We start from the raw sequence: 25,590 nt of genomic DNA on the forward strand, positions 1-25,590 counted from the left end.
CATGAAAGAAGATTGTTGTGCATAGAATAACCTTTAAAACGGCCATGGTTGCATTCCTCGTTAAGTGAACGTTTTTACGTTCTTATTATTATCTGTACTCACTGCTCACGGTACGTAATCAAACGATGCATAGAAATTTGGGCATAAATATGTCGATTTTATTAAGATATCGGGGGAGGCAGCCATATTTAGAGGTGTTTGAGCCACAAAATAGAAATCATTTATCTAAAAAACGATCATGCAAGCGTGGGTTATTTGAGTTTTTACGTTTAAATAATTGAAACGAACGTTAAAATTCCCTTATTGGAGCTAAGTATTGCCGCAATTGACTTCTATAACTCATATTAATCGACGGGTGTATGTCGAGGTTTTTACGAGTTCTAGGAGTACAGGTAATGTTAAGTAACATTCCAAATAATGATATCACATTAGGTAAAGCCAGCACATGGGCTGAAAGATTAAGTGCAGCAAAAGCCGCATTGTTTAATCAACCAGACATTCCAGATTACGATTTCACCCAACATATTTTACGCGATGCTCCGCGTTTGAATGAAGAAGAGGCCGTTGTCCCAATCGCGGACTCTCTTCATACAGATGAAAACCTTGATGAGCTAAATGCAGATGAACGTACAGTATTCCTTCGTAACCGCGTTCGTGATCGTATGCTGGCGAATTGGGAAATGGATATGGACAATGCGCCGCAAAGTGATTTCACAGAGCGTTTATCTGATGAGCAATTGATGGAAGCCAAATCATATGTACCACCTCTGTTGGTCGGTTTTGATTGCAGTAATGATTATATTGAATTGGAATATGTGGTTGTTGAAAACCCAACAACTGGTGAAACTGTTGACCCAGAGGTGATGATCAAACCTTCTGAGGATGGTCAATCTGGTGATATCTATTTGAATGGTAAGATTGTTGCGACAGTGGCAGGCGCCCAAGACATGGATGTGAGTTCAGTTCATTTGGTTAAGGTAAATATCTAAGTCCCCAAGACGAATAACCAAAAACTGATAGAGAGTATGGCTGTGGCTGTTCCGATAATAACGGAATTGGCAGCCGTACCCTTTGCGCGGTCATACATATTTGCGAAAATATATACATTCACACCCGGTGCCATCGCAGCCACTAGAACTGCGGCGCGAACGAACTCAATCGGCATTGCAAAGATCACATGGGATAGTGTGTAGGCAATCGCAGGATGTACAAACAGGCGTAGAATTAAAACGACTACAGTTTCACCAAAACGATCCGCCAACTTGTAACGCACCAATATACCGCCCAATGCAAACAAAGCGGCGGGTAGGGCGGCTGTGACCAACATTTGAATGGGTGACCAGACGAAATTAGGTAGCTGTAGACCAGATAGGTTCACGATAAAGCCCAGTATAATCCCGATTGTCAGCGCATTCGTCAGAACTTCATGTGCAATACGTTTTAGGGTTTTGCCCAATGGCTGGCCGCCAGCGCGCGCCAGTTCCATAGTGGTAATGCCTGTAATATAGCAAAACGGTGCATGTATCGCGATGATCGCATAAACAGGTTGCAGCGCATCAGTACCAAACGCACGTTCCATGATAGGCAAACCCAATAGAACAGTGTTTGAAAACATGCTGGTGAAGCCAATGGCAACTGCTTCGCCAGGTCTGCGTTTGAAAACCACACGGGCAATTACGATACCAAGAATAAAGACTGTGGCCGCACCTGTATAATAGCTTAGCAGCAGTTCGGGCTGAAATACGGTTGCAAGGTCAAGTTTGGCAACGGCTGTGAACAAAAGTGCAGGAATGGCAAATGTCTGTGCAAATTTCATCACCACATCGCAATTGTCCGAACTGAACAATCCGCGCAGCGCTGAAAGATATCCCAAACCGATTAACAAAAAGACGGGGAGGATGATCTCGAGATTGCTGAGCATTATAAAGGGTAACTTATTGTAAGGCCATCATAGGCAGGGATGGTATTTTCAGAAGTTTCATTCATCACATCGTCATAGTCCAGATCGACATGCATATTGGTGATCACAGCGCGGCGCGGTTTGACTTGTTCAATCCACTCCATCGTATTTGATAAATGTGTGTGCGTGGCATGCGGTGTACGGCGCAAGGCGTCGATGATCCAGCAATCCAAACCTGCAAGTTTTGGCCAAGTTTCATCAGGAATGCGCACGACATCGGGGATGTAAGCCAGATCATCAATGCGAAACCCTTTGGCAGGCGTTCCATGATCAACCTGTAAAGCCATGAATTCAATAGGCCCACCAGCACCATCAATTTTGGTAACGTCGTCCAAATCATTCATCTTTAGGATAGCAGGGTAAAAACTGCCCTCTGGTTGGACAAATGCATAGTTGAACCGATCCAGCAATGCTTCTTGTGTTTCTGCATCGGCATACACATTCATCTGGGCGCGTTGTATCAGTACAAATTGGCGCAAATCATCCAACCCAGTTGTGTGATCCGCATGGGCATGTGTGTAAATCACAGCATCCAAATGCTTGATGCCAACATCCAGCAATTGCATGCGCATATCGGGGGATGTGTCGATTAAAACATTGGTCGTACCGGCATCGGTGATGCGTTGCACCAACATCGAACAGCGACGACGAAAGTTTTTAGGATTATCGGGGTTACACTCCCCCCAATTACCGCCCAAACGAGGCACGCCGCCAGAAGATCCGCAGCCTAAAACCGTAAATCGCAATTCATTCGTCATGTGGCTGACCATGCGGCAGCTTTGGAAAAGAGTCGATCAAAATTTGCAGTGGTTTGTGCGGCAAACTCTTCATAACTTATACCAAAGACTTCAGCGCCAATTTCAGCCGTATGTGCTGTGTAAGCTGGCTCATTCCGTTTGCCCCGATAAGGGACAGGAGCCAAATACGGGCTGTCTGTTTCGACCAACACGCGGTCCAATGGGGCAGATGCGAAAATATCACGTAATTCTTGGGATTTTTTGAACGTCGCAATCCCCGACATCGACAGGTAAAATCCAAGGTCTAATGCCGTTTTGCCAAGATCTGGAGACGAGGAAAAACAATGCATGACGCAGTTGTATTCGCCCGCTTTATGTTCTTCGGTCAGAATACGCGCCATATCATCATCTGCAGCGCGTGCATGGATGATCAAAGGCAGATCAGTTTCGCGTGCAGCTGCAATATGAATGCGCAGAGATTCTTTTTGAATATCAGCACTTTCTGCGGTGTAGTGATAGTCTAAACCCGTTTCGCCTATGCCCACCATTTTTGGGTGTTTGGTCAATGTTATAAGTTCATCTAACGTTGCCAAAGGTTCCTCTGCCGCACTCATTGGATGGGTGCCAGCGGCATAGAAAATAGGGTCATGCGCTTCAGCAATTGCGCGTACAGACGGTTCATTGCGCAACCGTGTGCAGATGGTCACCATACGTGCAACACCTGCTTGCTTTGCGCGTTCGATAATTTGTGGAATTTCGCCTTCGAAATCTGGAAAATCTAGGTGACAATGGCTGTCGACAATCTGTGCTGGTATACTCATTCTGGGCGGCCTTAAGCGGTGCTAAGACCGCGCAGTTTCATTAATCTTGAGCAACATATCTAGGATCACACTGGACGGGTCAAGGTTCACGGCACGCGCATGGTTTGATCTGGCCGTTAATTCTGCAGAAAGATCGGCCCATTTACGTGCTGCTTGCACATTTGGTCCAAGTTTTGCCAACATGCTTGCCTCGCCTTGCGCCGCTTCTTGGACCGTGCTGGGTTGCAGAGCTGCAAATCGTGCAATGCGTGACAACATCTGACGGATTAAACGCAGGCTAAGGTCATAAGTTGGCTCATTGCCTTTGCCCACACATGCATTTGCAAGTCGCAGGGCCGTTTGGCGATCCATTTGCGGAGATTGTGCTGTTAGGCTGACAAGGTCTGCATAACGTTTCAAACCATCTTCTGAGGTGATCCGAATAGCTTCTCCAACAGAGCCATCAGCCAATTCTGCCAAAGCTTCTGGGTTTTGTCCCACTTCAAATTCAGCATTGTGCAAAGCCTGTGCCATATCCGCGCCCGATAACTTTTCACACCGCAATTCGCGGCACCGCGACCGAATGGTTGGTAACAGACGGGCAGGTTGGTGGCTGACCAATAAGATAATGGTTTTCTCTGGTGGCTCTTCCAGAATTTTTAGCAGAGCATTGGCCGCTGAACTGTTCATTTCATCCGCTGCATCCACAATGGCAACACGCCAACCGCCATCAGCGGCTGAGAGATTAAAGAAACCTTTCAGTGCACGTGTTTCTTCGACGGTAATATCGCGTTTATGCTTTTTTGTTTTGTCATCCCAAGGACGACGGCACAGGAATAGTCGCGGTTCACCAAGAGCCTCTAAACGGCGCAAAACAGGGTGGTTTGGATCAATGCCCAACGTATCAGCTGGTGGCGTTTCGTCTGCAAACATACCGCCGTCATCATTGGGTTGTGCCAATAAAAACTTAGCGATTTTCCACGCCAATGTAGCCTTGCCAACCCCACGTGGGCCTGTGATCAGCCATGCATGATGCATACGACCCGATTGAAAGGCTGTCAGGAAATCTGCCTGTGCTTTGTCTTGTCCCAATAACACGGCTGTTTCACGCGGATGGGGCGCATTTTCCACGCAATCAGATTGCGGCGTTGCATCTTCTGTCATGGTTGCGCACTTTCATACGCAGCTAGAACATCGCGGCCAACATCTTCCATACTTTGGCTACCATCAATGATTTTACACCGTTCTGGGTTTTGCTTTGCTAATTCCAGAAACCCTGCACGCAGGTCTTTTTGAAATTGCAGCCCCATATCTTCAAACCGATCTTCACCAGAGTTGCGTGCCAACCCACGGGTCAGGGCAACTTCGGGATCAATGTCGATGATAAAGGTCAGATCAGCCTCGCGCCCGATCATGGTTTTATGCATGATATCAACGGTTTCACGCAGATCAGCGCGTACTACGCCCTGATAGATGCGTGTACTGTCAACGAAGCGATCACAGACAATGGTTTCACCACGCTCAAGGGCAGGGGCGATTGTCTTTTCCAAATGATCGCGACGCGCTGCATTAAACAACAGGATTTCTGTTTCCGCAGACCAGCGATTTGGATCACCTTCGACTAAGAGTTTGCGAATGGCTTCTGCGCCTTCTGATCCACCTGGCTCGCGTGTCCATGTACAAGGTACGTTTTGGGATTTTAAGGCTTCCACCAAAGCTTTGGCTTGGGTCGATTTTCCAGACCCATCAATACCTTCAAATGTAATGAACATGCCGCCTGACATGATTAACGATCGCTCCCAGATCCACCTATGATCTCATCTTTAAGCTTTTCTGCTGAGACTTTCATACGGGACAATAACCCACCCTTGCGTACATCGGTTTTGGCAAACAGAGGGTATTCCGTTGGGTCGACACCATCCGCCTCTAACACCAAAGTGGCAATTTGTGCATCTTTTGCGATTGGGGCTTCAAGTGGACCTGTGTATTTGATGGATGCTTTAAAGCTATCAACCGCATCATAAGGTAAAAGGGCAGTAATATCTTTTTGTGAGTATAATTCGACTTTGTCTTTACGCCCTAACCATACATCAGCCGTGCCAATTACCGCGTCTTTTTCTGCAAATTCTTTTCTTACGAAATTGCGAAACGCCCAATTCACCATACGTTCAGCTTCATTGGCGCGTTGGGCTGAACTACCAAGACCAGAGACCACAAAAATTACACGTCGATCACCTTGAACAGCTGAACCAACTAAACCATATCCTGCTTCTTCTGTATGGCCAGTCTTTAAACCGTCTGCGCCAATGCCAAGTTTTAACAATGGGTTACGGTTGTTTTGTGCAATATTGGCCCATGTGAAAGATTCTTCCGCAAAATAGGGATAATACTCTGGAAATTCAGTGATCAAGCGATTTGCAAGTATGACCAAATCTTCAGCACTCATACGCTGTCCTGGATGTGGCCAACCAGTTGCATTTGCAAAAGATGAATTGTTCATCCCCAATTTCTTAGCGCGCTCCGTCATTTTGCGCGCAAATTCAGCTTCGGAACCATTCAAACCTTCGGCAACGACGACACAAGCATCATTGCCTGATTGGATGATTATGCCTTTGATAAGGTCATCAACACTTACACGTTCACCTTGGCGTAAGAACATTTTAGATCCGCCCATTTTATGGGCTTTTTCTGAAACAGAAAACTTTGTGTCTAATGCCACACGACCATCGCGTAAAGCTTCGAACAGCATGTTCAAAGTCATAAGCTTTGACATCGATGCAGGTGGCATCGGGCGCACAGCATCTTTGGAAAGCAGGGTCGTTCCTGTCTGCACATCGTACACCAACGCATTGCGCGCCAGCGTTTCAAAGGCCCATGAGGCGGTTGTTGTGGTTAAGAATGCTAGTACGTATAAAATGACTTTGGCAGCAGCCATTGGGACCTCTTAGTTTTTGGTTAGATAGGCGTCAGCAAAGCCCATTTTTTTAATTTCTTTCATGTAAGCTTCGCGCTCACCCTTTGTTTGGGCTGGGCCAGCAATTACGCGCCAGAATGTTTTACCTTTGGCTGTTGCTTTCACAATACGGCCTGGGATTTTGCGTGTTTCCAAAGCTTTTAATGTGTTTTTGGCGTTGCCCTCTTCGCTAAAAAAGCCAAGTTGAATGAATGGTTGCGACAATGACGATGATGGTGTCGGCGTTGCAGCAGCTGCAGCCACCGAAGGTTTTGCTACGGGTTTACGTGCAACTGGCTTAGGTTCTGTTGATTTTTTCTTCAAATCAACAGTGAGTGTATCTTTGCTTTTCGTTGTTGATTTAGCAGCGGCTTTTGTACCTTCTTTGGTGGCCTCTGCTTTGGCAACAGAATCCAAAACGGATGCTTTGATATCTTGTGTTGGTGCTGGTTCCAGCTTGGCTGTTACAACGCTTTCAGGTGTTGCAGGTTGTCCATCTTTTGTGACGTTAACCGTCTCGCGGCGCAACACAGTTACATTCAATGTTGTTGGAGCACCGGCAAGCACACCTAATGCAGAAGCTGCATCTGATGATAATTGCAACTTAGGACCAGGGTTGTTGCGTTCACGGCGGAATAGAGCGCCGATTACGAATTTCCCATTTGTTTTATTGCGAATAATCACACGTTCAGGCTGATCACTGTCCGGGTGTGCGACCCAAACACCGCCAAGGGAAGGTCGCCCATCCCATAAAGCTTTTTCGGTGACTTGGAATATCTCGGGCGATTCAACATCACGTTCCACGAGTTTGATAGAGCCATCTTTGATGGCGCGAGAGCTTGTTTCTGGTTTCTTGGAAAACAAGCCAGTGCCAGGTTCTTTTTTACGTTTTAATAAGCCAGTACCTTCACCACTGCCTTTGAATAGGCTTGGCCCTGTACCTTCTTCACAAGCTGTTAAGCTAAACGAAACGACTACAGCGAGTCCTATTTTGACGAATTTATTGGTAAATCTAAGCTTGCTCATGCCCGTGTCTCCCTGTGCCCGCCTTATTTTTATATGTGGTTTTTTTACCTTGCGGGCCTTGCTTGCAGGCACACTATCGAAGAAGCAGTATTTTTGGAAGCATATTGTTTTCACCTTTTTTTGTATTAGGCGGTGTTTTGCTTGATTTTGTGCTTGAAGTTTTCTTTCGACAGAATTAGTCAGGCCAAAGTTAAAGCATCGACTTTACACTTTTTAAAGCGGAGAGGTGGCAGAGTGGTCGAATGCGGCGGTCTTGAAAACCGTTGAAGTGAGAGCTTCCCAGGGTTCGAATCCCTGTCTCTCCGCCATTTCACACATATTGTTAAATCTGAATGATTTTTTTCATAAAATTATTGCTCAGTGATCATCGCCTTTACATCGTCGAGCTCTAATGCATTCCCACCGACGCCCCATTGGCCATCCTTAATTTCTTCGATGATGACAGAAGTAACATCGCGAAGTTTTTCGCTCGTGACTTCTGTGACACTACTTGTGATTTTTTCGATCAGTTCCCTTGATTGATTTTTATTCAGTTCATCTTTGAAAACTTTTACTGTGATTAGGGGCATTGGTTTTTCCTTTGTAACTATCTATTTTATATTTTGAAGGTTACTTTATCTGTGTAACTTGTCAATTGACTTTTATGAAGGTTGCGAATTTGGTGTTATGGTCCCCAACAATTTAACTCTCATGTATTAAAGCTAGACTTCTGTCTTCAAAGAATGTCACCTTTGTAAGACGAATTTGGGGTGTAGAATGATGTTCTCAACGTTTTTACAGGCAACGAGTTCTGTATCGTGTTTAAAAAGCACAATAGGGTTTGCCATATCAATGTTGGCTGTGTCCTGTGCGCCCGCGCCAAATCTGACGCAAACACCAACCGTGTATTTGCAACAAGATTACCCAGCAAATATGATCCCAAAAGATTTGCAAACCACGCAACCAAAGCTGTATTTTATGACGGATCGATTTTTATCGGATGAATGGACCGATCAAGAGCCATATTCATCAAACAGATCACCGTCTATGGCTTTTGGCGAAGTTACTGTTTCTTTTGGCAAAGATAAAAGCTGGGGCAATTTGGTCCAATCTAGTGAATCTAAGGAACGGGCAAAAGATATTAGTTTGAAAATTACGGATGCTGATGAGCTTATTCGCTTTCCTTCAACACCATTATTGTTTGATTTATCAAATACTTCTGCTGATGCGAAAAATGATCCGGCATTTAGGACATACAAAAAACGCGAGATGGAGTTTAAGAACGCTTTGTCTAATTTGTTAAAGCAATCGAATAAACGAGATGTGGTTTTATTTGTGCATGGGTTCAATAATGAATTTGATGATGCAGCCTATGCAATGGCGGATTTATGGCATTTTTCTGGCCGCATTGGCGTGCCGCTCTTTTTTACATGGCCTTCTGGTGCAGGCGGGTTGTTTGGATACTTCAAAGACCGTGAAAGCGGTGAATATTCCGTGTTCCACCTTAAGGAAACATTGCGTTTGATCTCACAAACTTCTGGGTTGGATAATGTTCATATTATTGCACATAGCCGTGGTGCCGATGTTGTAACAACGGCCTTGAGAGAACTGCTTATTGAGGCACGCGGGGCGGGTAAATCCCCTTATGAGACCTATAAGATTGAGAACTTAATTTTAGCAGCCCCAGATTTAGATTTCGGTATTGTCCGTCAACGTTTGATCGCAGAAAGATTTGCTACGGCATTTGGCCAGGTCAATATCTATGTGAACAAAAATGATGGTGCTTTAGGGATAGCCCAAAAGCTTGCAACAGGGCAACGGTTGGGGCGTTTAAGAAGCAGTAATTTAGAGCATATTGATAAGGCAATATTAGAGCGCGCAGGCAATGTGCATTTTATTGATGTGGAAAATTCAGGATCATCTGTTGGGCATAGCTATTTTAGGCAGAATCCAAATGTTCTATCGGATATCGCTTTGACATTGCAAAGTAGTGCCAAACCTGGTGCAAAAGAGCGGCCATTGCTTCCTCTTGCAGGGAATTTTTGGCGCCTAACTGAGTTCTATCCATTTGATATTCGCCCAGAAGGTTTTGGACAGCCAGAAGTTGCTGAACGTGTTGGAAACTGATTACAATAATCTTAATGGAACTTATGAATGTAAGTACTCAGCTTATTAAGACAGTTTAAAAGAAGTTACCGCCAGATTTTACCAACAGATCTGCGGCAAGTTTTTGACCCAATGCAAGGCCTTCTTTTGCTGGACCTGTTATAGTGCCGCTCACCTCATCCGAGCCATCTATGCGCAAAATTTGCCCCTGAAGGGTTAAACTATCGCCATTCAATGTTGCCAATCCCGCAATGGGTGTTTGGCAAGAGCCGTCTAGGGCTTTCAGGAATGATCGTTCTGCGGCAAGGCGGGTTTTGGTGTCTGTATCTGCAATGGCTTGCAGCATATCGTGTATGGCTTGATTGTCTTTGTGACGTTCAATACCAATCGCCCCTTGCGCCACAGCTGGCAACAGATCATCGGTTTCAATTGCGGATTGCGCCACGGCGCTGTTGTCCAAACGGTTTAACCCAGCCATCGCAAGGAAGGTTGCGTCTGCGATACCTTCTTCCAATTTACGCAAACGTGTTTGGACATTGCCGCGAAATTCAACGACCTCGATATCAGGACGACGGTTTAAGATTTGTGCACGACGGCGCAAACTGCTGGAGCCGAGTTTCGCGCCCTTTGGCAGGTCTGCGATGGATTTGTATTTTAGTGACACGAAAGCATCGCGTACATCTTCGCGTGGCAGGTAACAATCAAGGGTTAAACCCGCTGGTTGTTCAACTGGCATATCCTTCATTGAATGGACGGCCATATCGATGCTGCCATCCAGCAAAGCGTCTTCTATTTCTTTTGTAAATAGACCTTTACCACCGATTTCGCCCAAAGGGCGGTCTTGGATTTTATCGCCTGTTGTTTTGATCACAACGATTTCAAAACGATCTTCTGGCATATCATGGGCTGCCATCAGACGGGCACGGGTTTCATAGGCTTGGGCCAAGGCCAAAGGGGAACCGCGTGTGCCGATTTTGAGGGTTGGTTGCGTCATAAGTTCTCTTTTACGTGAATAATCCGATTTCAAACTCCACATATCATTCAGAACTTGGTAAGGCGAGTGGGAATAACGGGATTATGATTGTGACAAAAAGCTCCAAAACCATTCTGCGCGCCCTTGCTGGCGAAACATTGGAAACGCCACCTGTGTGGATGATGCGCCAAGCGGGTCGGTATTTGCCAGAATATATGGCAACGCGTGGGCAGGCAGGGGATTTCCTTTCGCTTTGTTACAATCCTGATTTGGCAACAGAGGTGACTTTGCAACCTATTCGCCGCTATGGGTTTGATGCAGCTATTCTGTTCGCGGATATCCTGTTGGTGCCACAAGCATTGGGTGCCGATTTATGGTTTGTTACGGGTGAGGGGCCACGGTTATCAACCATCACAACCATGGATGAGTTTAACAAGCTTAGCCCTGCGGATGATATTCACGAGACTTTGTCGCCGATTTACCAAACAGTTCACAATTTATCATCAGCTTTGCCATCTGAAACCACGTTGATTGGCTTTGCAGGTGCACCTTGGACGGTTGCGACCTATATGATTGCAGGGCGCGGCACGCCTGATCAGGGGCCAGCGCATAAGTTGATGCAAGAAAATACCGAAGTGTTTGATGCGCTGATTGATCGGATTACCAAGGCAACGATCCTGTATTTGGCAGAACAGATCAAAGCGGGTGCCGAAGTGGTTAAGATTTTCGACAGTTGGGCAGGATCATTGAGTGCAGAAGCATTCGATCGATATTGTATCGCGCCGCATATTGAGATTGTGACAGCGTTAAAAGCTCAATTCCCAGATGTACAAATTATTGGCTTTCCGCGTGGTGCTGATCAGAAATATATAGATTATGTGGATCAGGTTGATGTGGCCTGTGTAGCTGTGGATACGGCTGTATCTTCGGATTGGGCGGCTGAAAAATTGCAACCTAAGGTGTGTGTTCAAGGGAATTTGGATCAGACATTATTAGTGCCTGGTGGCGAAAAATTAATTTCAGAAACCAAACGTGTTGTTGAAGCGTTTAAAAACGGCCCACACATTTTCAATCTGGGGCATGGCATCACACCAGACGCATCCCCAGATCATGTAAGCCAAATGTTAGAGGCTATTCGCGGTTAAACCAGCGCGCGCTGCATCAAGTCATAAGGATGCTTCCAACCATCTAATTTCGAAATGCGCGTCAACCATGCGTCGATGTGGGGCCAATCAGCACGATCAAAGCCATATGGTTCTGGGTAATACAGATATCCGCAGCATGAGATATCGGCCATTGTAACGTGGTCTGCTGCAACCCAATCACGATCTGCTAGGTGATCGTTCAACACTGTATATGCGGCTTTAAGGCGGCCTTCGATGAAAGGGAACACTGCTGTCGGGCGTTTGTCTTCTGGTAGAAAATTCATCAAAAAACGTAACATGCCAGCTTGGGACGAAAGCTTGTGATTGTCCCATAAAATCCAACGCAAGACTTCGCGGCGCTCCTCTGGTGTGTTGCCGCCCAGTTTGCCAGTCTGTTCCGTGATGTAATCTTGGATAACACCTGATTGGCTGATCTTTACGTCACCATGTACCATGACGGGCACTTCGCCCATTTCATTGACTTTTTTAAATTCATCACTGCGGGCTTCGCCTTTGAAAAAATCCACAAAGATTGGTTCCCAATCACAGCCCGCCAGTTCAAGGGCGAGAGCGGCTTTGTAAGCATTTCCAGATTCAGCGAAGCAATAAAGTTTATAATCTGACATAAGTGATACCTTTGTATTTGATTGCGCTCAGTTAAGGCGGGAATAAATACAAAAGCAACTGTGATTTATTGTAATTGAGAGTTTGGGAAATCAGGTGTTTTCCTGGGCTGCAAAGATCTCTTTGGCGGCGAATAAACCGTTTAGAGCGGCTGGAAATCCTGCGTAAACAGACATATGCATCATCACTTCGGTGATTTCGGCCTGCGTTAATCCGACGTTCAGGCTGGCTTGTATGTGGATTTTCAATTGCGGTGTTGCTGTTCCCATAGCTGCCAGAGCTGCGATGGTGGCGATTTGGCGGTCGCGTCTGCACAAACCTTTGCGGTTGTAGATGTCGCCAAAGCCATATTCTATGATGTAATTGGCAAAGTCAGGGGCAATATCTGCGAGCGCATCAATAACGTTTTGCCCTGCTTGCCCATCAATTTCAGCCAAGGCGCGCGCGCCGCGTTCATAGCGGCTTTCAGGTGCAGGTTGGTCTAATGTCATCTTTTTCAATCCTTTTCATGGTTTTGGTGTAACCGTCTATTTTATGATCAAGGACAAGAAGGTTTTGCTGCATTTGAGAGACACGTTCGCGCAATTCTGCACGGTGTTCCATCAGGATCGCACGTCTTTTGACGCCGTTTTCATCACCTGATTGGCGATAGGCGGCATAGGTCAACATTGTTTGGATCGACATGCCTGTTGATTTCATTTTACCAATAAAATCAATCCAAGCGAGTATTGTGTCATCATAATCGCGTTGACCAGATGCATCGCGATTTGCATAGGGCAAAAGTCTGATACGTTCATAATACCGGATCGTATGAGCGGATAGTCCTGTACGTTTTGCGAGCTCACCTATTTTCATCGACTGTCCAATCTTGTCTTGATGACAGTTTTTATAGTGGTTTGAGCGCGCTCTAAGTCAATATGGTAATTTCGGAAACGAAAATAAAAAATGCACGCAGAATGTGCGTGCATTCAAAGTTGTTTTTAGATGTGCTTAAAGTCCGCGTGCGATTGCTGCCACACCTGTACGTGCCACTTCATCAAGACCCAATGGGCGCATTAAATCAGCGAATGCATCGATTTTTTCAGGTGTGCCTGTCAATTCGAACACGAAGCTTTCCAATGTGGTATCAACCACATTTGCGCGGAAAATATCGGCCGTTCTGATGGCTTCTAAACGTTTGTCGCCTTTACCTACGACTTTGAATAAAGCCAATTCGCGCTCAACGGATGGTCCTTCGACCGTCAGGTCGTGCACTTCGTAGACTGGAACCATACGGTCCAATTGTGCTTTGATTTGCTCAATCACAGACGGTGTCCCTGTTGTTACAACAGTGATGCGTGAACGGCTGCCTTCGTGATCGACTTCGGCGACGGTCAGGCTTTCGATGTTATAACCACGACCAGAGAATAAACCGATGACGCGCGCCAAAACACCTGCTTCGTTATCGACTAAAACCGCAAGCGTGTGCGTTTCAATCGTATCGCCAGAGAAGTTTTTCAGGTCATAGGCGCTTTTACGGGAAGCCCCTTTTTTCAGTTTAACCGCGTTCATAATACGCTCCTTCGTGAATCGTTTGATTGATTCTAAGGCAAAGCGCACCCCGTGTCACCGCGCGTTTTGGCCAAAAGCGTACCTTCTGGTAAAATAGGGCGCCCATCTTGAGGTAAAAACATGCGATCGCGGATCAAAAGCTTGAATAAATTAGGGAATTCATCGCGAATACGTTTTTGATCCATAGGATCCATTTCATTCTGATACCTATTTTTAACGCCCTTATTGAACTGAATGAACCGTCTGTTCAAGACATGATTTTTTACTTTATTCATAGGCAGATCGATCATTATGTTTTCCAATATGCGTTGCGTCATGAGTGGCATTCTGAATGCGAGGTCATGATAATAGATTGGTAGGCAATTGGGGCGGTAAAGCCATTGTGTGAAACTATCGACCTGGCCGTGCAGATTGAAAATCGCGTCATCTATGCTGGCGATTTCAGAAAATGCATTGTGCCGGGCCAATCTGGATTTACGACCATGATCCAGCATAGATAGGATCATTTCACGCGGGTCGCGGTAACTGGCGTGGATTATCGCTTTGCCGCGATTGATTAGGTCAATCACTGGGGGATCTGGGCGTGTATGGGTTTTGATCACGATAGGATGACCCAAATCATATGCGCAATCCTCTAGGCATGTGACTTGTTTCTCGGTCAAATGCCGCGCGAAATTGATGTGTTTGTTCACGCCAATAGCTTCTTTTGGCATGATGGGTTGTGGAAAGCCCGCGAGTTCAAGGGCGGTGCGTGCCAATTCAAAGGCAAGGGTCGAACCGCATTTAGTCATCCCGTAAGAAAAGATGATCTTTGGGCCCATGGGGTGTAGGCGTGGTTTAAAGTTATGTGCAAGTTGTGTCATGCTGCCAGATTGACGTGACTTTTTTAAAATTTATTTAAAAGAAAACAAAAAACCCGCCTAAAAAAGCGGGTTTTTAAAATTACTGCTTATATGTAGCTTAAACCATTACTGCGCCACCGCTATCAATGGCACCTTGTGTTTCGGCTTCGCCCATCAACATTTCATTATGCGCTTTGCCCGATGGGATCATTGGGAAGCAATTTTCGTGCTTTTCAACCAGGCAATCAAAGATCACTGGGCCTTCATGGTTTAGCATTTCCATAATGGCATCATCCAGATCAGCAGGATCAGAACATAGAATGCCTTTGGCACCAAATGCTTCGGCTAATTTAACGAAATCAGGTAAGGCTTCTGACCAAGAGTTGGAATAGCGTTCACCGTGCAGCAATTCTTGCCACTGGCGGACCATCCCCAAACGTTCATTGTTTAAGATAAACTGTTTGATTGGCAGGCGATATTGTGATGCTGTTCCCATTTCTTGGATATTCATCAAAATACTGGCTTCACCTGCGACGTTCACAACTAAGCTGTCAGGATGCGCTACTTGAACTCCTACGGATGCAGGCAAACCATAGCCCATTGTACCCAAACCACCTGAAGTCATCCAACGGTTTGGATCTTCAAAGCCCAGATATTGCGCTGCCCACATTTGATGTTGGCCTACTTCGGTTGTGATATAACGATCCATGCCTTTCGACAGTGCTTCTAGACGTTCCAAAGCATACTGGGGTTTAATGATTTTATCTGAGTTTTTGTAACTCAGGCATTTCTTACCACGCCATTCGTCGATTTGCGCATGCCACTTCTTCACTTCTGCAGCCTTTGTTTTGCGGCCGCGTGATTTCCAGATTTTCAACAAATCTTCCAAAACATGGCCAACGTCTCCGATGATAGGCACATCCACATGGATCACTTTGTTGATCGAGGATGGATCAATATCGATATGTGCTTTCTTAGACTTAGGGCTGAATGCGTCGATACGACCAGTGATACGGTCATCAAAACGGGCACCGATGTTGATCATCAGATCACAGCCATGCATTGCCAAGTTTGCTTCGTAAGTGCCGTGCATACCTAACATGCCCAACCAGTTGTCGCCAGAGGCAGGGTAGGAGCCTAGCCCCATCAATGTAGATGTGATCGGAAAATTGGTTTCTTTAACCAATTCGCGCAATAGTTGGCTGGCGCCTTTGCCAGAGTTGATCACGCCGCCACCAGTATAAAATACTGGGCGTTCTGCGTTTTCAATCAACTCAGCCAAAGCCGTGATGGCATCTTTGTCCCCTTTTACTTTCGGTTGGTAATGGCCAACATCTGCTTTTGCTGGGGCAACATAGTTACCGTTTGCAAATTGTATATCTTTTGGAATATCGATTAAGACGGGACCTGGACGACCACTTGTCGCAACATGGAACGCTTCATGGATAGTTTCAGCAAGTTTATCTGTGTCTTTCACCAACCAGTTGTGTTTTGTACAGGGGCGTGTGATGCCAACAGTATCCGCTTCTTGGAACGCGTCAGAACCGATCATAAAGCTTGGAACTTGACCAGTAAGAACGATTAGTGGGATGCTGTCCATTAATGCATCTGTCAATCCCGTTACAGCGTTTGTGGCACCTGGTCCTGATGTCACCAGAACAACGCCTGGTTTACCTGTTGAACGCGCATAACCTTCGGCAGCGTGTGTGGCACCTTGTTCGTGGCGTACAAGAATGTGTTTAATATCGTTCTGCTGAAAAATCTCGTCATAAATAGGAAGCACAGCACCGCCTGGATATCCAAAGACAGTGTCGACGCCTTGATCTTTCAAAGCTTTAAGTACGATTTGCGCCCCATTCATTTGACGGCTCATGATCTTTCTCCTTTGTTACAGCCATAAAAAAACCCCCAAAACTGTGGGGGCGGCATGCATCAAAAACGGGTATTTACCGTTTTCGCGCCGCGCGCAGCCCGATAAGGACGACAATATGTGCTGTTTTAATCATGCTGGTACACTATCGTGAACAACGAGGAGGTCAAGATACAATTTGGTACTTTTCTTATGAAAAATGCGTAATTGCGCTAATTAAAGTACAAAAGTAGAGTTTTAAAGTAACAAAATTACCAAGACTTGTATTTTTATATTAATAGTTAAGTCAAGTTTCCGTTTGAGCTAAGAGTATCTGGTAAACGAATTGCTGCAACTTGTTCTGGAATAGGGGCGGTACCGTCTTTTGACGCAATTGCGAACTTGTCTGTGTTTGCCGCATCTACCCATTCGCCTTTATAAAAGGCTTCTAAGGCATTGAAGTTAGACTTATATCCCATTTTTGAACTGCCTGGAACCCAGTAGCCAAGGTAGACATAAGGCAAGCCAGCTTCTTGAGCGATCTTGATGTGATCTAAGATCATATAGATACCAAGGCTGTTGCGCTGCTGGTCGGGCTCAAAGAAAGAATAAACCAATGAGAGACCATCATCCAATACATCTGTTAAGCAAACGGCAGTGAGTTCACTGCGTTCATAAAGCTCGTGCTGTGTGGAATATTCTACGATGCGACTGCGTACTGGGGTTTCTTCGACCATTGATGAAAATTCAAACATATCCATATCGGCCATACCACCATCAGCATGGCGTTTGTTTAGATACCGTGAAAACAATTCGTATTGGTGTTCTGTTGCCCATGGAGCGGATGCATCGCGGATCAGGTGTTTGTTACGATTTAAAACACGTTTTTGCGATCTGCTTAATTTAAAGTCTGCTACACGAATACGGGCGGATAAACAGGCACTGCAATCTGCGCAGGTTGGACGATAAAGTACATTTTGTGAACGGCGAAAGCCTTGTTTAGATAAAGCGTTGTTTAATGCGTCTGCATGCTCACCTTGTAATCCAGCAAATAGTTTACGCTCTACTTTCCCATCTAAATAGGGGCAAGGTTGTGATGCTGTTACATAAAATTGGGTTGCCAGAGGCAATGAATGTCGCATGAAACTACCATAAAACTCGTTACTTAAAACCGTATCAATAGATTCTTACATGATCAAGTCGGCTAAATTATGGCAGGTTCGGTCTATTGATTGCCGTTGTTCCCAATACATAGTCATGCAGGGCTTGCCCACGCTCATTTATGAACATCATAACGATCGAGATTGCTAGTAAAATGGGAATAATAGTTAGGGCCGTATAAATACCTGTGTGCCATGCCGCTTCTTCAAGCGATAACTTATTCCCGTTTTTGTTTCTGATTTCTATACCAGCTAACTTCATACCAAATGTTGCAGATGAACGAGATAATGTAAAAATGCGGTATGCTACATTTACAAAAAACAGAATGACAGGAAAGAAAAAAGCTCCAATGAAAAAAGTTGCCATAACAGTAGCCGCTGCTAAGGCAATAATAATTATGGTGTCGATGATCCAAGCGAGAAGTCGTTTGAAAGGAACAGCAGCATAAAACTGTGCATCTGCTATTGGATCAGGTAATTGGCTTAGGTCATGGTTGGTGCTGAACATTTAGTCCTCAATTTTGTATTCTTACATATATGGTGAGGTCCGTATATGATCTCAAGATATCATGCTGAAAAATTTAAATATATCATTTTATACAAGAAATTGTTTTGTAAGCCCTTATTTAAATATAAACTTGTCAAATTTTAGCCATTTTTTATTGCAATACGTCATTTGGAATGGAGAAATTAAAATGGTAAATTATTTGTTTAGTAAGCTCAAATCTAGCTACTTAGAGCGTTTTATACGTTCTGAAGATGGCGCAGTGACTGTTGAATTTGTTGCTTTAACAGCAGCGGTTGTTCTAATTGGTGCTGCAGCGGCAAGTAGTCTTACAGGAAGAGTTAATGCTGCAATTACGGGCATTGGTATTTGAATATCTAATGCCGAAAGCCGTTTTATCAGGCTTTTATCATTTTAGGATCTCCGCAGATTTTACCGTCTGCAGGACATGCTATGTCTGTGTCTTTAAGATCGTAAGAAACTTTTGACAATACTGTACGAATTGCAGCAATCCGCGCGCGCCGTTTGTCGTCGGTTCGGATAACATGCCATGGCGCATGTGATGAATGAGACTTCACCATCGTTTCAGCAATAGCAGTCGTATATTCATCCCACTTATAAAGACCTTTTACATCGATCCCTGACAGTTTCCATTGTTTTAATCTGTCGCCTTCGCGGCTTAAAAAGCGGCGTAATTGCTCGGCACGTCCTACATTTAGCCATAGCTTTACAAGAATAATGCCGTCGTCTGTCAGCATCTTTTCGAAATCATTTACCTGATTGAAAAAACGCTTGCGCTGATCTGTATCACAAAACCCAAATACGTGTTCTACTACACCGCGATTGTACCATGAGCGGTCAAAAAACACGATTTCACCTTCTGTAGGCATGTGTTGCACATAACGTTGAAAGTACCATTGACCGCGTTCCGTGTCTGAAGGCTTGGATAGAGCAACAACACGTGCTGACCTTGGGTTCATATTTTCACGGAAACGTTTGATTGTGCCGCCTTTACCAGCTGCATCACGCCCCTCAAAAACAACTGCGATACGTGCACCCGTTTCTTTGGCCCATGTTTGCATTTTGACCAATTCGATTTGTAAGTCTTCTAAAATTTCTTCGTATTCTTTACGATCTTTACGCGCGGAATAAGGGAATGAAATATCCAAAATATCGTTTTTATGCGCATCTTCGATGGATTTACGAATTGTTGTAGGGGCGTCTTCGTTAAAGAATTTTGAAATCGCGCCATCGAAAGGTTTTGGATAGTTTGTTTTGCCCATTGAAATAAGCCCCCGTCAAGTTTTGAACAATATGCAGGGCAGATTGAGGTTTGGCAACTATTCTGCTGCTATCATTATGTCGATCGCTTGGATCACATCCTTGGGCGCGAGTTGTAGAGCTGCATGTCCCATTCCTGCTATTGTTTGCAACATCGCTTGTGGGACGATTTTGACAAACTCTTGCGAGTGGATTTGTAAAGGAACGGAGGTGTCATCAATGCCATGAATAAGAGTGATTGGCATTTTCAATGAGGGATACCTTTTGGATTGTTCAACAATTTGTGGGCGCATATCCGTAAGCTGACGTGAATTTTCGACAAAGGACTTGTAGCGGACGGACATATTTACACCGATATGATCCATAAAAGCATCTGGGGCAGGGTGCGGAGCAAAGATCGAAGCATAGCTGGATCTAAAGTAGTCATCAGACAAATATGCGGTTGCTGCGGCCATTACGGCGGGACCTATGACGGGCTTAGACATAATACGGTAGTTCAGATGAACTTCCCCTGGCCATGGCATGGATACAGACGAGACCAATACCAATCCTTTGATGAAATCGGGTTTTTCCAATGCCCAATTCAAAGCTAAGGCGCCGCCAAAAGAATACCCTATGATATGCGCTTCTTTAATGCCAAGCCTCTGGGTTGCTTTATGTAATAGATCAGATTGCTGCTGCAATGTAGCGCCATCGGATGGTAGTTTATCTGTATACCCGTGCCCCGGACGATCGAATGCATAAACGGTATAGCGTTTTGAAAGTTCGGGGATCAGATCGTAATCATAATCTTTCAGATTACCACCAGCGCCATGTAATAAAATCAGTGCGGGGCCAGTGCCTTTTTTAACATAGTGGACCTGAGTGCCATCAACATCAATAAATTCACCGATTGGTGGCGTATTGGCTTCTGCGCGGTTGGTGAATTTTTGAGCTTTAAACCCAGTCAGCAGTATAAAGCATAGGCATATAACGCCGGTTATTCCTGATATCATAGACGCCTTGCTCACTACTTACTCTTGGCCAATCAAAGATAGTTCGAATGGCGTTGTTTGGTAGATTTCGTTGATCCAGTTCCCATACAATAGATGGGCATGGCTGCGCCAACGATTCAGTGGTGTTTGTGATGGGTCATCATTTGGATAGTAGTTACAAGGCACATTAATGGGCGTGCCGTTGGCAACATCACGGTCGTATTCTTGTTTAAGGGTGCCACTGTCATATTCAAAATGGTTAAATATATAGAGTGCGCGATGTTTTGGATCTTCGACCAAGCACGGACCAGATTCATCACTTGAAATCAATATGTTCAAGTCGTTTTCTGCGTTAATCTCGGCCTCCTTGATTTCTGTCCAACGGCTGACAGGCATAACCAAACCATCAGAGAAACCACGCAAATACGGGGAAGATGCATCACATACGGAATGGTCAAAACAACCGAATGCTTTTGCATCCAGATCGTATTTATCAACATCATGGAAATGATAGATCATGGCCATGCCGCCCCAGCATACGCCGAATGTGGAATGAACATTTGTCTGTGTCCAATCCATCACTTCTTTGAGCTCATCCCAATAGGTCACATCCGTATAGGGCAGATGCTCAATAGGGGCGCCTGTGATGATCAGGCCATCAAATTTCTCATTCTTGACCTCTTGGAATGATTTATAAAACGCTTCCATGTGATCGGCGGACGTGGTTTTCGAAGTATGTTCCGTCATGCGGATCAAAGTCAGATCAATTTGCAGCGGTGTTGCACCGATCAATCGGGCAAACTGTGTTTCAGTCTGAATTTTCTGTGGCATTAGATTAAGCAAGCCGATTTTCAGCGGGCGAATATCTTGCTTTTTTGCATCGCCTTTTGACATGACCATAACACCTTCGGATTTAAGGACATCATGGGCTGGCAGTTTGCTTGGTATTCTAATTGGCATTGGTCTTCTTTCACCTTGGAAGGTTAGAGCTAGGTCGAAATGGTTTAAGCCTCAAGAGCGGATATGATCACATTATCGAAATCTTGTGACGTTTTTACGTTATAAATATCGTCAGCCTGAACTGTAATGCCCCATTTATCTGCAATGGCTTTGTATCGCGGCAAACGATCAGAGAGTAATTTGTTATATCCCCAACGAATGAAATCATCTGGATCAACCTTGTCAGCTGTTACGGATTTTTCATCCATATAGGTGTTCCAACACTCTACCAGGAAGTCTTCTGGGTAATATATTGGTTTTGGAGCTTTGTTAAAACGCTCTGTCAGGATGTCGATATGATTGTCGTTGCCCTCGATCCATACAGGAAGCACGTGATCGCAAATGGATGACATAACGGGATCATTATCATCTAAAGGATCGACGACTTCTACCACAGAGCCAGACGTGTCACAGATAAAGTTATCATATCCATAAAGTGCTTTGGCGCGTTGGATGAAATGAACAGTGTCTTTCATTGAGTTGATTTCGGCATCGCGGTGTAGACGTTGACGGCGTAGATATTCTTCAAACGGGATGCCACCTTTGTCTGGGTTGCCGGGCTTACCAATGTATGTGGATAAAGGGGATAGATCAGAGAAACGCAGGTTTGATGCGATGTATATTGCATCAGAGCGCAGAAGTTCCGCCAAAAATGGGTTCCGCATTGCTTCAATTTTAAAGTTATCGGCAATGTGTTCGCCCATATAACGCGATCCGATACGGTAATCGACGCTATAATGAAACCAATCACCATTGCCGCGCAAAAGCTCACTGATGTGGGTTTTGCCCAAGCCAGACATGCCAAAAAGCATAACCTTTTTGCTTTTGGCATCACGCCAATCTTTTGCAGAATTGTATAACATGGTATCCCCGTTCGTGCTTTCTGGTTATCGTAAAGCAAAAAAGGACGCGGAGTACAATTCTTTAACGCTTAAATACGCGCCCATCGATGATCAACATGCCCAATGCGATGACTGCAAAGCCAATATAGGCAGAGGATGGCAAGCTCTCGTTGAGCACGACTGCACCCCAGAAGACTGCGAAGGGAGGAACCAATAGGGTTACAAGGCTGAGGTTGCCGCTGCCTGCAAGGTTTAGGGCGTGGTAGTATAGGAGATATGCAAGTGATGTCGCTGCGATTGCTAAGAATGCCATAGCTGCAAATGTTATGGGCATCAGATCAAAGCTTGGGGTGCCATCAATATAATAGGCAAGGGGCACCATGACCAAAGAAGCACCTGTAAGCATTCCTGTTGCTGACATAATAGGGTGTAATTCTTTGAGGGTGATGCGTGCCCATGCCGATGCGCAGCCATAAAAGAAACCTGCACCTAGCAATGCGATTTGTGCAAGGGAGCGGATGTCAAAGTTCAGTAATGCTTGCCATCCAATAGTGATACAGACACCAACACAGGCAACGATCAGGCCTGTGAGTTTATTGGGTGTTAGACGTTCATCTTTGAAAAGCAAGGCGGCTATTAGGATCGCAAACAAAGCTGTGCTGCCATTGATAATAGAGGCAAGACCACTTTCCACATGTATCTGTCCCCATGCGATCAATGAGAAAGGTAGGGCATTGTTCAGTATGCCCATCACCAATAGTGCCCCCCATGTTTTTAGATTTTTGGGTCTTGGAACGCCCAAAGCAAAAACAAAACCCCATAAAATCAGACCGCCCCAAAAAACGCGGTGGGCGACCAGCGTGTAGACATTCAATTCACGCAGCCCCAAGGCAAAGCATAAAAAGCTGACCCCCCAAATCATGGCTAATGATAAAAGGGTGATCCATGCCGCGAATGAAAGTGACTGTTGTGGTGCCATAATGGAGCCTTGGTGTAGCAAACTTGGAATTAACACAAATGGTTATTTGTGCGCCTTGTCATAACGTGGTGTGATGGTTTGCCGTTTTAAGCAATCTGTTTCTTGCGGGTTTCGGACCATATGTTCAAATAATTGGCGCTAAAGATAATAAGAGCGCCTAAAATGACCAACAGATCAAGTGGCTCATTGTAAAAGAGCATGCCTATGATTGCGATGATGGGTAGCCTAGTGAAATCTATTGGCATGACAAATGTAGCTGGTGCCAATTTAAGGGCTGTGGTCAGGCAAAGATGTGCGACAAGACCAGCAATGCCTATAACAGTTATCCATGGAATGTTTTCGGGCGTGGGTAGCGCAATATCGCCATCATATCCTGCGCATATGATACCGAAGACCAATTGAATAGCTGTCATCCAAAACAGAATATTGGTGATCGTCTGGGTTTGCGTCAGCTTCTTTGTATAGATAATTGCCACAGCAAAGCCGATTGCGCATAGGGCAGCTGCAATGATCCCTGTTGATATGCCTGCTGACCAAGGCCGTGTCACGATGAGAATGCCCACAAAGCCAATGAATATTGAGAGCATGCGAACCCGCGATAGACGTTCTGCTAATAAAAAAGGAGCTGCCAATGTGACCCAGATTGGTACAGAAAACTCAAAGGCAAATAGATGTGCCAAAGGAATTAGAGTTAAAGCATAGAACCAAAGGTTTTGCCCTACGAAATGACCGATATTACGTATAACGTGCAATCCCATTTGGCTGCGTTTGATTTCATCTGTCTTACCCATCCACGAAACAATGCAGACGAGAACAACCAAGCCTATCAATGAGCGGTACATCATGATCTCAAAGGTATCGAGTTGCAGGTTGATCTCACGTCCAGCGATGGCCATAGATGAAAATGAAACAATGGCACCGATCATCCAAAATGCGGCGCGAATAGGGTGGGTTTGACTGGTCATAGGTAAGTGGTGGCTGTTGAACACAATACTGTCAAGCGGCTTCCAATAATGCGCTGGATACCGTAAGTTTTTTACATGAAGAAATACCTGTTCCTTTTTATTATGTCACCTGTGGCAGCGCTTGCAGACGCTGTCCAAGATATTAATCGTGTCGTACATCAGATTTTCCCCAAAACCCCACCTGTGCAGTTTGTGGATGATCTGACAGGGCTGTGCGGCTTTGGGAGTGGTGTGAATAAAGACATTGCGTATTGTACCAGTCAGAATGTTGTTTTTATACGTAAAGAACCTAAATCGGATATGCGCGAAGCTTATGAGTTAGCGCATGTGATGGGGCATGCTGTTCAAGTGAAATACGGTGTTGCAGATATCGCTTTGCGTAAAATTACGGATCAACGTGATCGAGAAACGGAACTGCGTGGGATGGTGACGCGGCAAGTGGAATGCATTGCAGGTGTATTATTCACACGCGCTGGGTTGCCGCGCGCGGATTTAAAGCGGCTCTATAAAAGCGAACCTTTTACAGACAGCCATTGGGGACGTGAACCTCTGCGCATTGGCCCAAAGGTTTCTATTGGATTGGGCGCGCGCGCTGAATGGTTTTCCAAAGGGCAGCAAACAGCACAGTTTGAAAGCTGTACGGTGGGTGAGATATCGGCAAATTTAATTGTGCAAGCAGCGCGATAAATTATGCTTCTTCTGTGATCTCATAAGTTCGCGGCATGCCTTTTGTAATCTTTGCCCATTCTGATTGACCCGTACGTATTTGGTGTTGATCAAATGCAGCGCGGTTTTGGAATATTTCAGCAACCAGAAAACGCCCTTTAACATTTGGACAAGGGGTGACTTCGAATGAAATACAACCCTCTTCAGCGCGGGTTAAGGCTATGTGTTCTTGAACGGCGATGTTGACCTCTTCAAATTTATCAGGTGGGGCGTCCATATAGCCGTTTAGGTGAATTTTTTTGTCAGTCATGTTCTTGTCCGTTAGCAAGTTTTATATCTGCATCAGCTGGCATATCGATATCGTCTAAACAGGCTATATTAACGCTGATCTCGTTGGGGTCGCGACGGCGTTTGTGATGGGTGTAAACTCCACAATTTTTGCAAAAATAATGCTTTGCGATCTTCTTATTCCATTGATAGCATAGCAAGCTCTCCGCCCCAGCGGTCAGTCTGAAGTGAAACTTATGTTCCGCTTTCATCACGATGCCTTTTTTCTGGCAAAGGCTGCAATTACAACGGTAGATGTCTTTTAGGATATCATCAGACTGCACTTCGAAACGTACGGCGCCACAGTGGCATGATCCTCGGTGTAATTGCATGATTTAATCCTTTTC

The 25,590-nt window shown here is 45.1% G+C and carries 30 protein-coding genes and 1 tRNA gene; 6 read left to right on the top strand and 25 right to left on the bottom strand.

Annotated features, from left to right (window positions below):
• The first annotated feature begins 395 nt into the window (after positions 1–395).
• Positions 396–989: a hypothetical protein gene (locus tag F9L33_RS01980; protein ID WP_152141055.1), complete on the top strand. Its 594-nt coding sequence runs from the start codon at positions 396–398 to the stop codon at positions 987–989.
• Here F9L33_RS01980 and F9L33_RS01985 read toward each other — a convergent pair.
• Genes F9L33_RS01985 through F9L33_RS02015 form a run of 7 tightly spaced genes read right to left on the bottom strand, consistent with a single transcriptional unit; the run spans position 986 to position 7,476 of the window.
• On the bottom strand, positions 986–1,921 hold the full coding sequence (locus F9L33_RS01985; protein ID WP_152141056.1) for an AEC family transporter: 936 nt from the start codon (positions 1,919–1,921) through the stop codon (positions 986–988). The genes F9L33_RS01980 and F9L33_RS01985 overlap by 4 nt on opposite strands.
• Positions 1,921–2,718, bottom strand: coding sequence for an MBL fold metallo-hydrolase (locus F9L33_RS01990; protein WP_152141057.1), 798 nt, complete (start codon positions 2,716–2,718; stop codon positions 1,921–1,923). Before F9L33_RS01990 ends, F9L33_RS01985 begins: the two co-directional genes overlap by 1 nt.
• A complete protein-coding gene (locus F9L33_RS01995; RefSeq protein ID WP_152141058.1) occupies positions 2,715–3,518 on the bottom strand; it encodes a TatD family hydrolase in 804 nt (267 codons plus the stop codon). The genes F9L33_RS01990 and F9L33_RS01995 overlap by 4 nt, the downstream gene beginning before the upstream one ends.
• A 21-nt stretch (positions 3,519–3,539) precedes the next feature.
• Positions 3,540–4,661 carry a DNA polymerase III subunit delta' gene (locus F9L33_RS02000; protein WP_152141059.1) on the bottom strand — a complete coding sequence of 374 codons (1,122 nt, stop codon included), beginning with the start codon at positions 4,659–4,661 and terminating at the stop codon, positions 3,540–3,542.
• Entirely contained in the window at positions 4,658–5,269 is a 612-nt protein-coding gene (tmk, locus tag F9L33_RS02005; protein WP_255478293.1) for a dTMP kinase, read from the bottom strand. Before tmk ends, F9L33_RS02000 begins: the two co-directional genes overlap by 4 nt.
• A gap of 14 nt (positions 5,270–5,283) precedes the next feature.
• On the bottom strand, positions 5,284–6,432 hold the full coding sequence (locus tag F9L33_RS02010) for a D-alanyl-D-alanine carboxypeptidase family protein (RefSeq protein ID WP_152141061.1): 1,149 nt from the start codon (positions 6,430–6,432) through the stop codon (positions 5,284–5,286).
• A 9-nt stretch (positions 6,433–6,441) separates the two neighbouring features.
• Positions 6,442–7,476, bottom strand: coding sequence for an SPOR domain-containing protein (locus F9L33_RS02015; protein WP_152141062.1), 1,035 nt, complete (start codon positions 7,474–7,476; stop codon positions 6,442–6,444).
• Between the two features lie 220 nt (positions 7,477–7,696).
• On the opposite strand from F9L33_RS02015, the gene F9L33_RS02020 reads away from it, so the two are divergent.
• Positions 7,697–7,784, top strand: a tRNA-Ser gene (locus F9L33_RS02020).
• 42 nt (positions 7,785–7,826) lie between these two features.
• Here F9L33_RS02020 and F9L33_RS02025 read toward each other — a convergent pair.
• Entirely contained in the window at positions 7,827–8,045 is a 219-nt protein-coding gene (locus tag F9L33_RS02025) for a tautomerase family protein (RefSeq protein ID WP_152141063.1), read from the bottom strand.
• 187 nt (positions 8,046–8,232) lie between these two features.
• On the opposite strand from F9L33_RS02025, the gene F9L33_RS02030 reads away from it, so the two are divergent.
• Positions 8,233–9,582 carry an alpha/beta hydrolase gene (locus tag F9L33_RS02030; protein WP_152141064.1) on the top strand — a complete coding sequence of 450 codons (1,350 nt, stop codon included), beginning with the start codon at positions 8,233–8,235 and terminating at the stop codon, positions 9,580–9,582.
• A 55-nt stretch (positions 9,583–9,637) separates the two neighbouring features.
• On the opposite strand, the gene hemC is transcribed toward F9L33_RS02030, so the two are convergent.
• Positions 9,638–10,555 carry a hydroxymethylbilane synthase gene (gene hemC, locus F9L33_RS02035; protein WP_152141065.1) on the bottom strand — a complete coding sequence of 306 codons (918 nt, stop codon included), beginning with the start codon at positions 10,553–10,555 and terminating at the stop codon, positions 9,638–9,640.
• Positions 10,556–10,638: 83 nt separating this feature from the next.
• Here hemC and hemE point away from each other — a divergent pair, with 83 nt between their 5' ends.
• Positions 10,639–11,679 (top strand): uroporphyrinogen decarboxylase, encoded by a 1,041-nt coding sequence (hemE, locus tag F9L33_RS02040; protein WP_152141066.1) that lies wholly within the window; start codon positions 10,639–10,641, stop codon positions 11,677–11,679.
• Here hemE and F9L33_RS02045 read toward each other — a convergent pair.
• The 8 genes from F9L33_RS02045 to F9L33_RS02080 form a co-directional block, all read right to left on the bottom strand.
• On the bottom strand, positions 11,676–12,305 hold the full coding sequence (locus F9L33_RS02045; protein WP_152141067.1) for a glutathione S-transferase family protein: 630 nt from the start codon (positions 12,303–12,305) through the stop codon (positions 11,676–11,678). The genes hemE and F9L33_RS02045 overlap by 4 nt on opposite strands.
• A gap of 90 nt (positions 12,306–12,395) precedes the next feature.
• Positions 12,396–12,794: a carboxymuconolactone decarboxylase family protein gene (locus F9L33_RS02050; protein WP_152141068.1), complete on the bottom strand. Its 399-nt coding sequence runs from the start codon at positions 12,792–12,794 to the stop codon at positions 12,396–12,398.
• The gene (locus tag F9L33_RS02055; RefSeq protein WP_152141069.1) at positions 12,769–13,158 is read right to left on the bottom strand and encodes a MerR family transcriptional regulator; all 390 of its coding nucleotides are present in this window, start codon (positions 13,156–13,158) and stop codon (positions 12,769–12,771) included. Before F9L33_RS02055 ends, F9L33_RS02050 begins: the two co-directional genes overlap by 26 nt.
• A 135-nt stretch (positions 13,159–13,293) precedes the next feature.
• Positions 13,294–13,854 (bottom strand): acetolactate synthase small subunit, encoded by a 561-nt coding sequence (ilvN, locus tag F9L33_RS02060; protein ID WP_152141070.1) that lies wholly within the window; start codon positions 13,852–13,854, stop codon positions 13,294–13,296.
• Positions 13,855–13,886: 32 nt separating this feature from the next.
• Complete coding sequence (locus F9L33_RS02065; RefSeq protein ID WP_152141071.1) at positions 13,887–14,717, bottom strand: hypothetical protein; 831 nt, start codon at positions 14,715–14,717, stop codon at positions 13,887–13,889.
• 97 nt (positions 14,718–14,814) lie between these two features.
• The gene (locus F9L33_RS02070) at positions 14,815–16,569 is read right to left on the bottom strand and encodes an acetolactate synthase 3 large subunit (protein ID WP_152141072.1); all 1,755 of its coding nucleotides are present in this window, start codon (positions 16,567–16,569) and stop codon (positions 14,815–14,817) included.
• 278 nt (positions 16,570–16,847) lie between these two features.
• On the bottom strand, positions 16,848–17,687 hold the full coding sequence (locus tag F9L33_RS02075) for an arginyltransferase (RefSeq protein WP_152141073.1): 840 nt from the start codon (positions 17,685–17,687) through the stop codon (positions 16,848–16,850).
• Positions 17,688–17,754: 67 nt separating this feature from the next.
• Positions 17,755–18,213, bottom strand: a complete 459-nt coding sequence (locus F9L33_RS02080; protein WP_152141074.1) for an RDD family protein — start codon at positions 18,211–18,213, stop codon at positions 17,755–17,757.
• Positions 18,214–18,274: 61 nt separating this feature from the next.
• Between F9L33_RS02080 and F9L33_RS15870 the strand changes: the two genes are divergently transcribed.
• Positions 18,275–18,583 carry a Flp family type IVb pilin gene (locus tag F9L33_RS15870; RefSeq protein ID WP_226803901.1) on the top strand — a complete coding sequence of 103 codons (309 nt, stop codon included), beginning with the start codon at positions 18,275–18,277 and terminating at the stop codon, positions 18,581–18,583.
• Between the two features lie 25 nt (positions 18,584–18,608).
• Here F9L33_RS15870 and ppk2 read toward each other — a convergent pair whose 3' ends face one another.
• The 6 genes from ppk2 to F9L33_RS02115 all read right to left on the bottom strand — a co-directional run bounded on the left by ppk2 (position 18,609) and on the right by F9L33_RS02115 (position 24,250).
• Positions 18,609–19,493, bottom strand: a complete 885-nt coding sequence (ppk2, locus tag F9L33_RS02090) for a polyphosphate kinase 2 (protein ID WP_152141075.1) — start codon at positions 19,491–19,493, stop codon at positions 18,609–18,611.
• 57 nt (positions 19,494–19,550) lie between these two features.
• Positions 19,551–20,486 (bottom strand): alpha/beta fold hydrolase, encoded by a 936-nt coding sequence (locus F9L33_RS02095; RefSeq protein ID WP_152141076.1) that lies wholly within the window; start codon positions 20,484–20,486, stop codon positions 19,551–19,553.
• Positions 20,487–20,504: 18 nt separating this feature from the next.
• Positions 20,505–21,425: a homoserine O-succinyltransferase gene (metA, locus tag F9L33_RS02100; protein ID WP_152141077.1), complete on the bottom strand. Its 921-nt coding sequence runs from the start codon at positions 21,423–21,425 to the stop codon at positions 20,505–20,507.
• A gap of 44 nt (positions 21,426–21,469) precedes the next feature.
• A complete protein-coding gene (locus tag F9L33_RS02105) occupies positions 21,470–22,327 on the bottom strand; it encodes an ATPase (RefSeq protein WP_152141078.1) in 858 nt (285 codons plus the stop codon).
• Between the two features lie 61 nt (positions 22,328–22,388).
• Complete coding sequence (locus tag F9L33_RS02110; protein WP_152141079.1) at positions 22,389–23,285, bottom strand: DMT family transporter; 897 nt, start codon at positions 23,283–23,285, stop codon at positions 22,389–22,391.
• Positions 23,286–23,371: 86 nt separating this feature from the next.
• Positions 23,372–24,250: a DMT family transporter gene (locus F9L33_RS02115; protein ID WP_226803903.1), complete on the bottom strand. Its 879-nt coding sequence runs from the start codon at positions 24,248–24,250 to the stop codon at positions 23,372–23,374.
• Positions 24,251–24,325: 75 nt separating this feature from the next.
• On the opposite strand from F9L33_RS02115, the gene F9L33_RS02120 reads away from it, so the two are divergent.
• Positions 24,326–24,937 (top strand): hypothetical protein, encoded by a 612-nt coding sequence (locus F9L33_RS02120; RefSeq protein ID WP_152141080.1) that lies wholly within the window; start codon positions 24,326–24,328, stop codon positions 24,935–24,937.
• A gap of 1 nt (position 24,938) precedes the next feature.
• Here F9L33_RS02120 and F9L33_RS02125 read toward each other — a convergent pair whose 3' ends face one another.
• Together F9L33_RS02125 and F9L33_RS02130 are read right to left on the bottom strand one after the other, a co-directional pair.
• Positions 24,939–25,226 carry a putative quinol monooxygenase gene (locus tag F9L33_RS02125; RefSeq protein WP_152141081.1) on the bottom strand — a complete coding sequence of 96 codons (288 nt, stop codon included), beginning with the start codon at positions 25,224–25,226 and terminating at the stop codon, positions 24,939–24,941.
• On the bottom strand, positions 25,219–25,575 hold the full coding sequence (locus F9L33_RS02130; RefSeq protein ID WP_152141082.1) for a GFA family protein: 357 nt from the start codon (positions 25,573–25,575) through the stop codon (positions 25,219–25,221). The genes F9L33_RS02125 and F9L33_RS02130 overlap by 8 nt, the downstream gene beginning before the upstream one ends.
• Positions 25,576–25,590: the final 15 nt, after the last annotated feature.

The sequence above is a fragment of the Amylibacter sp. SFDW26 genome (genome assembly GCF_009184395.1).
GTDB lineage: Bacteria > Pseudomonadota > Alphaproteobacteria > Rhodobacterales > Rhodobacteraceae > Amylibacter.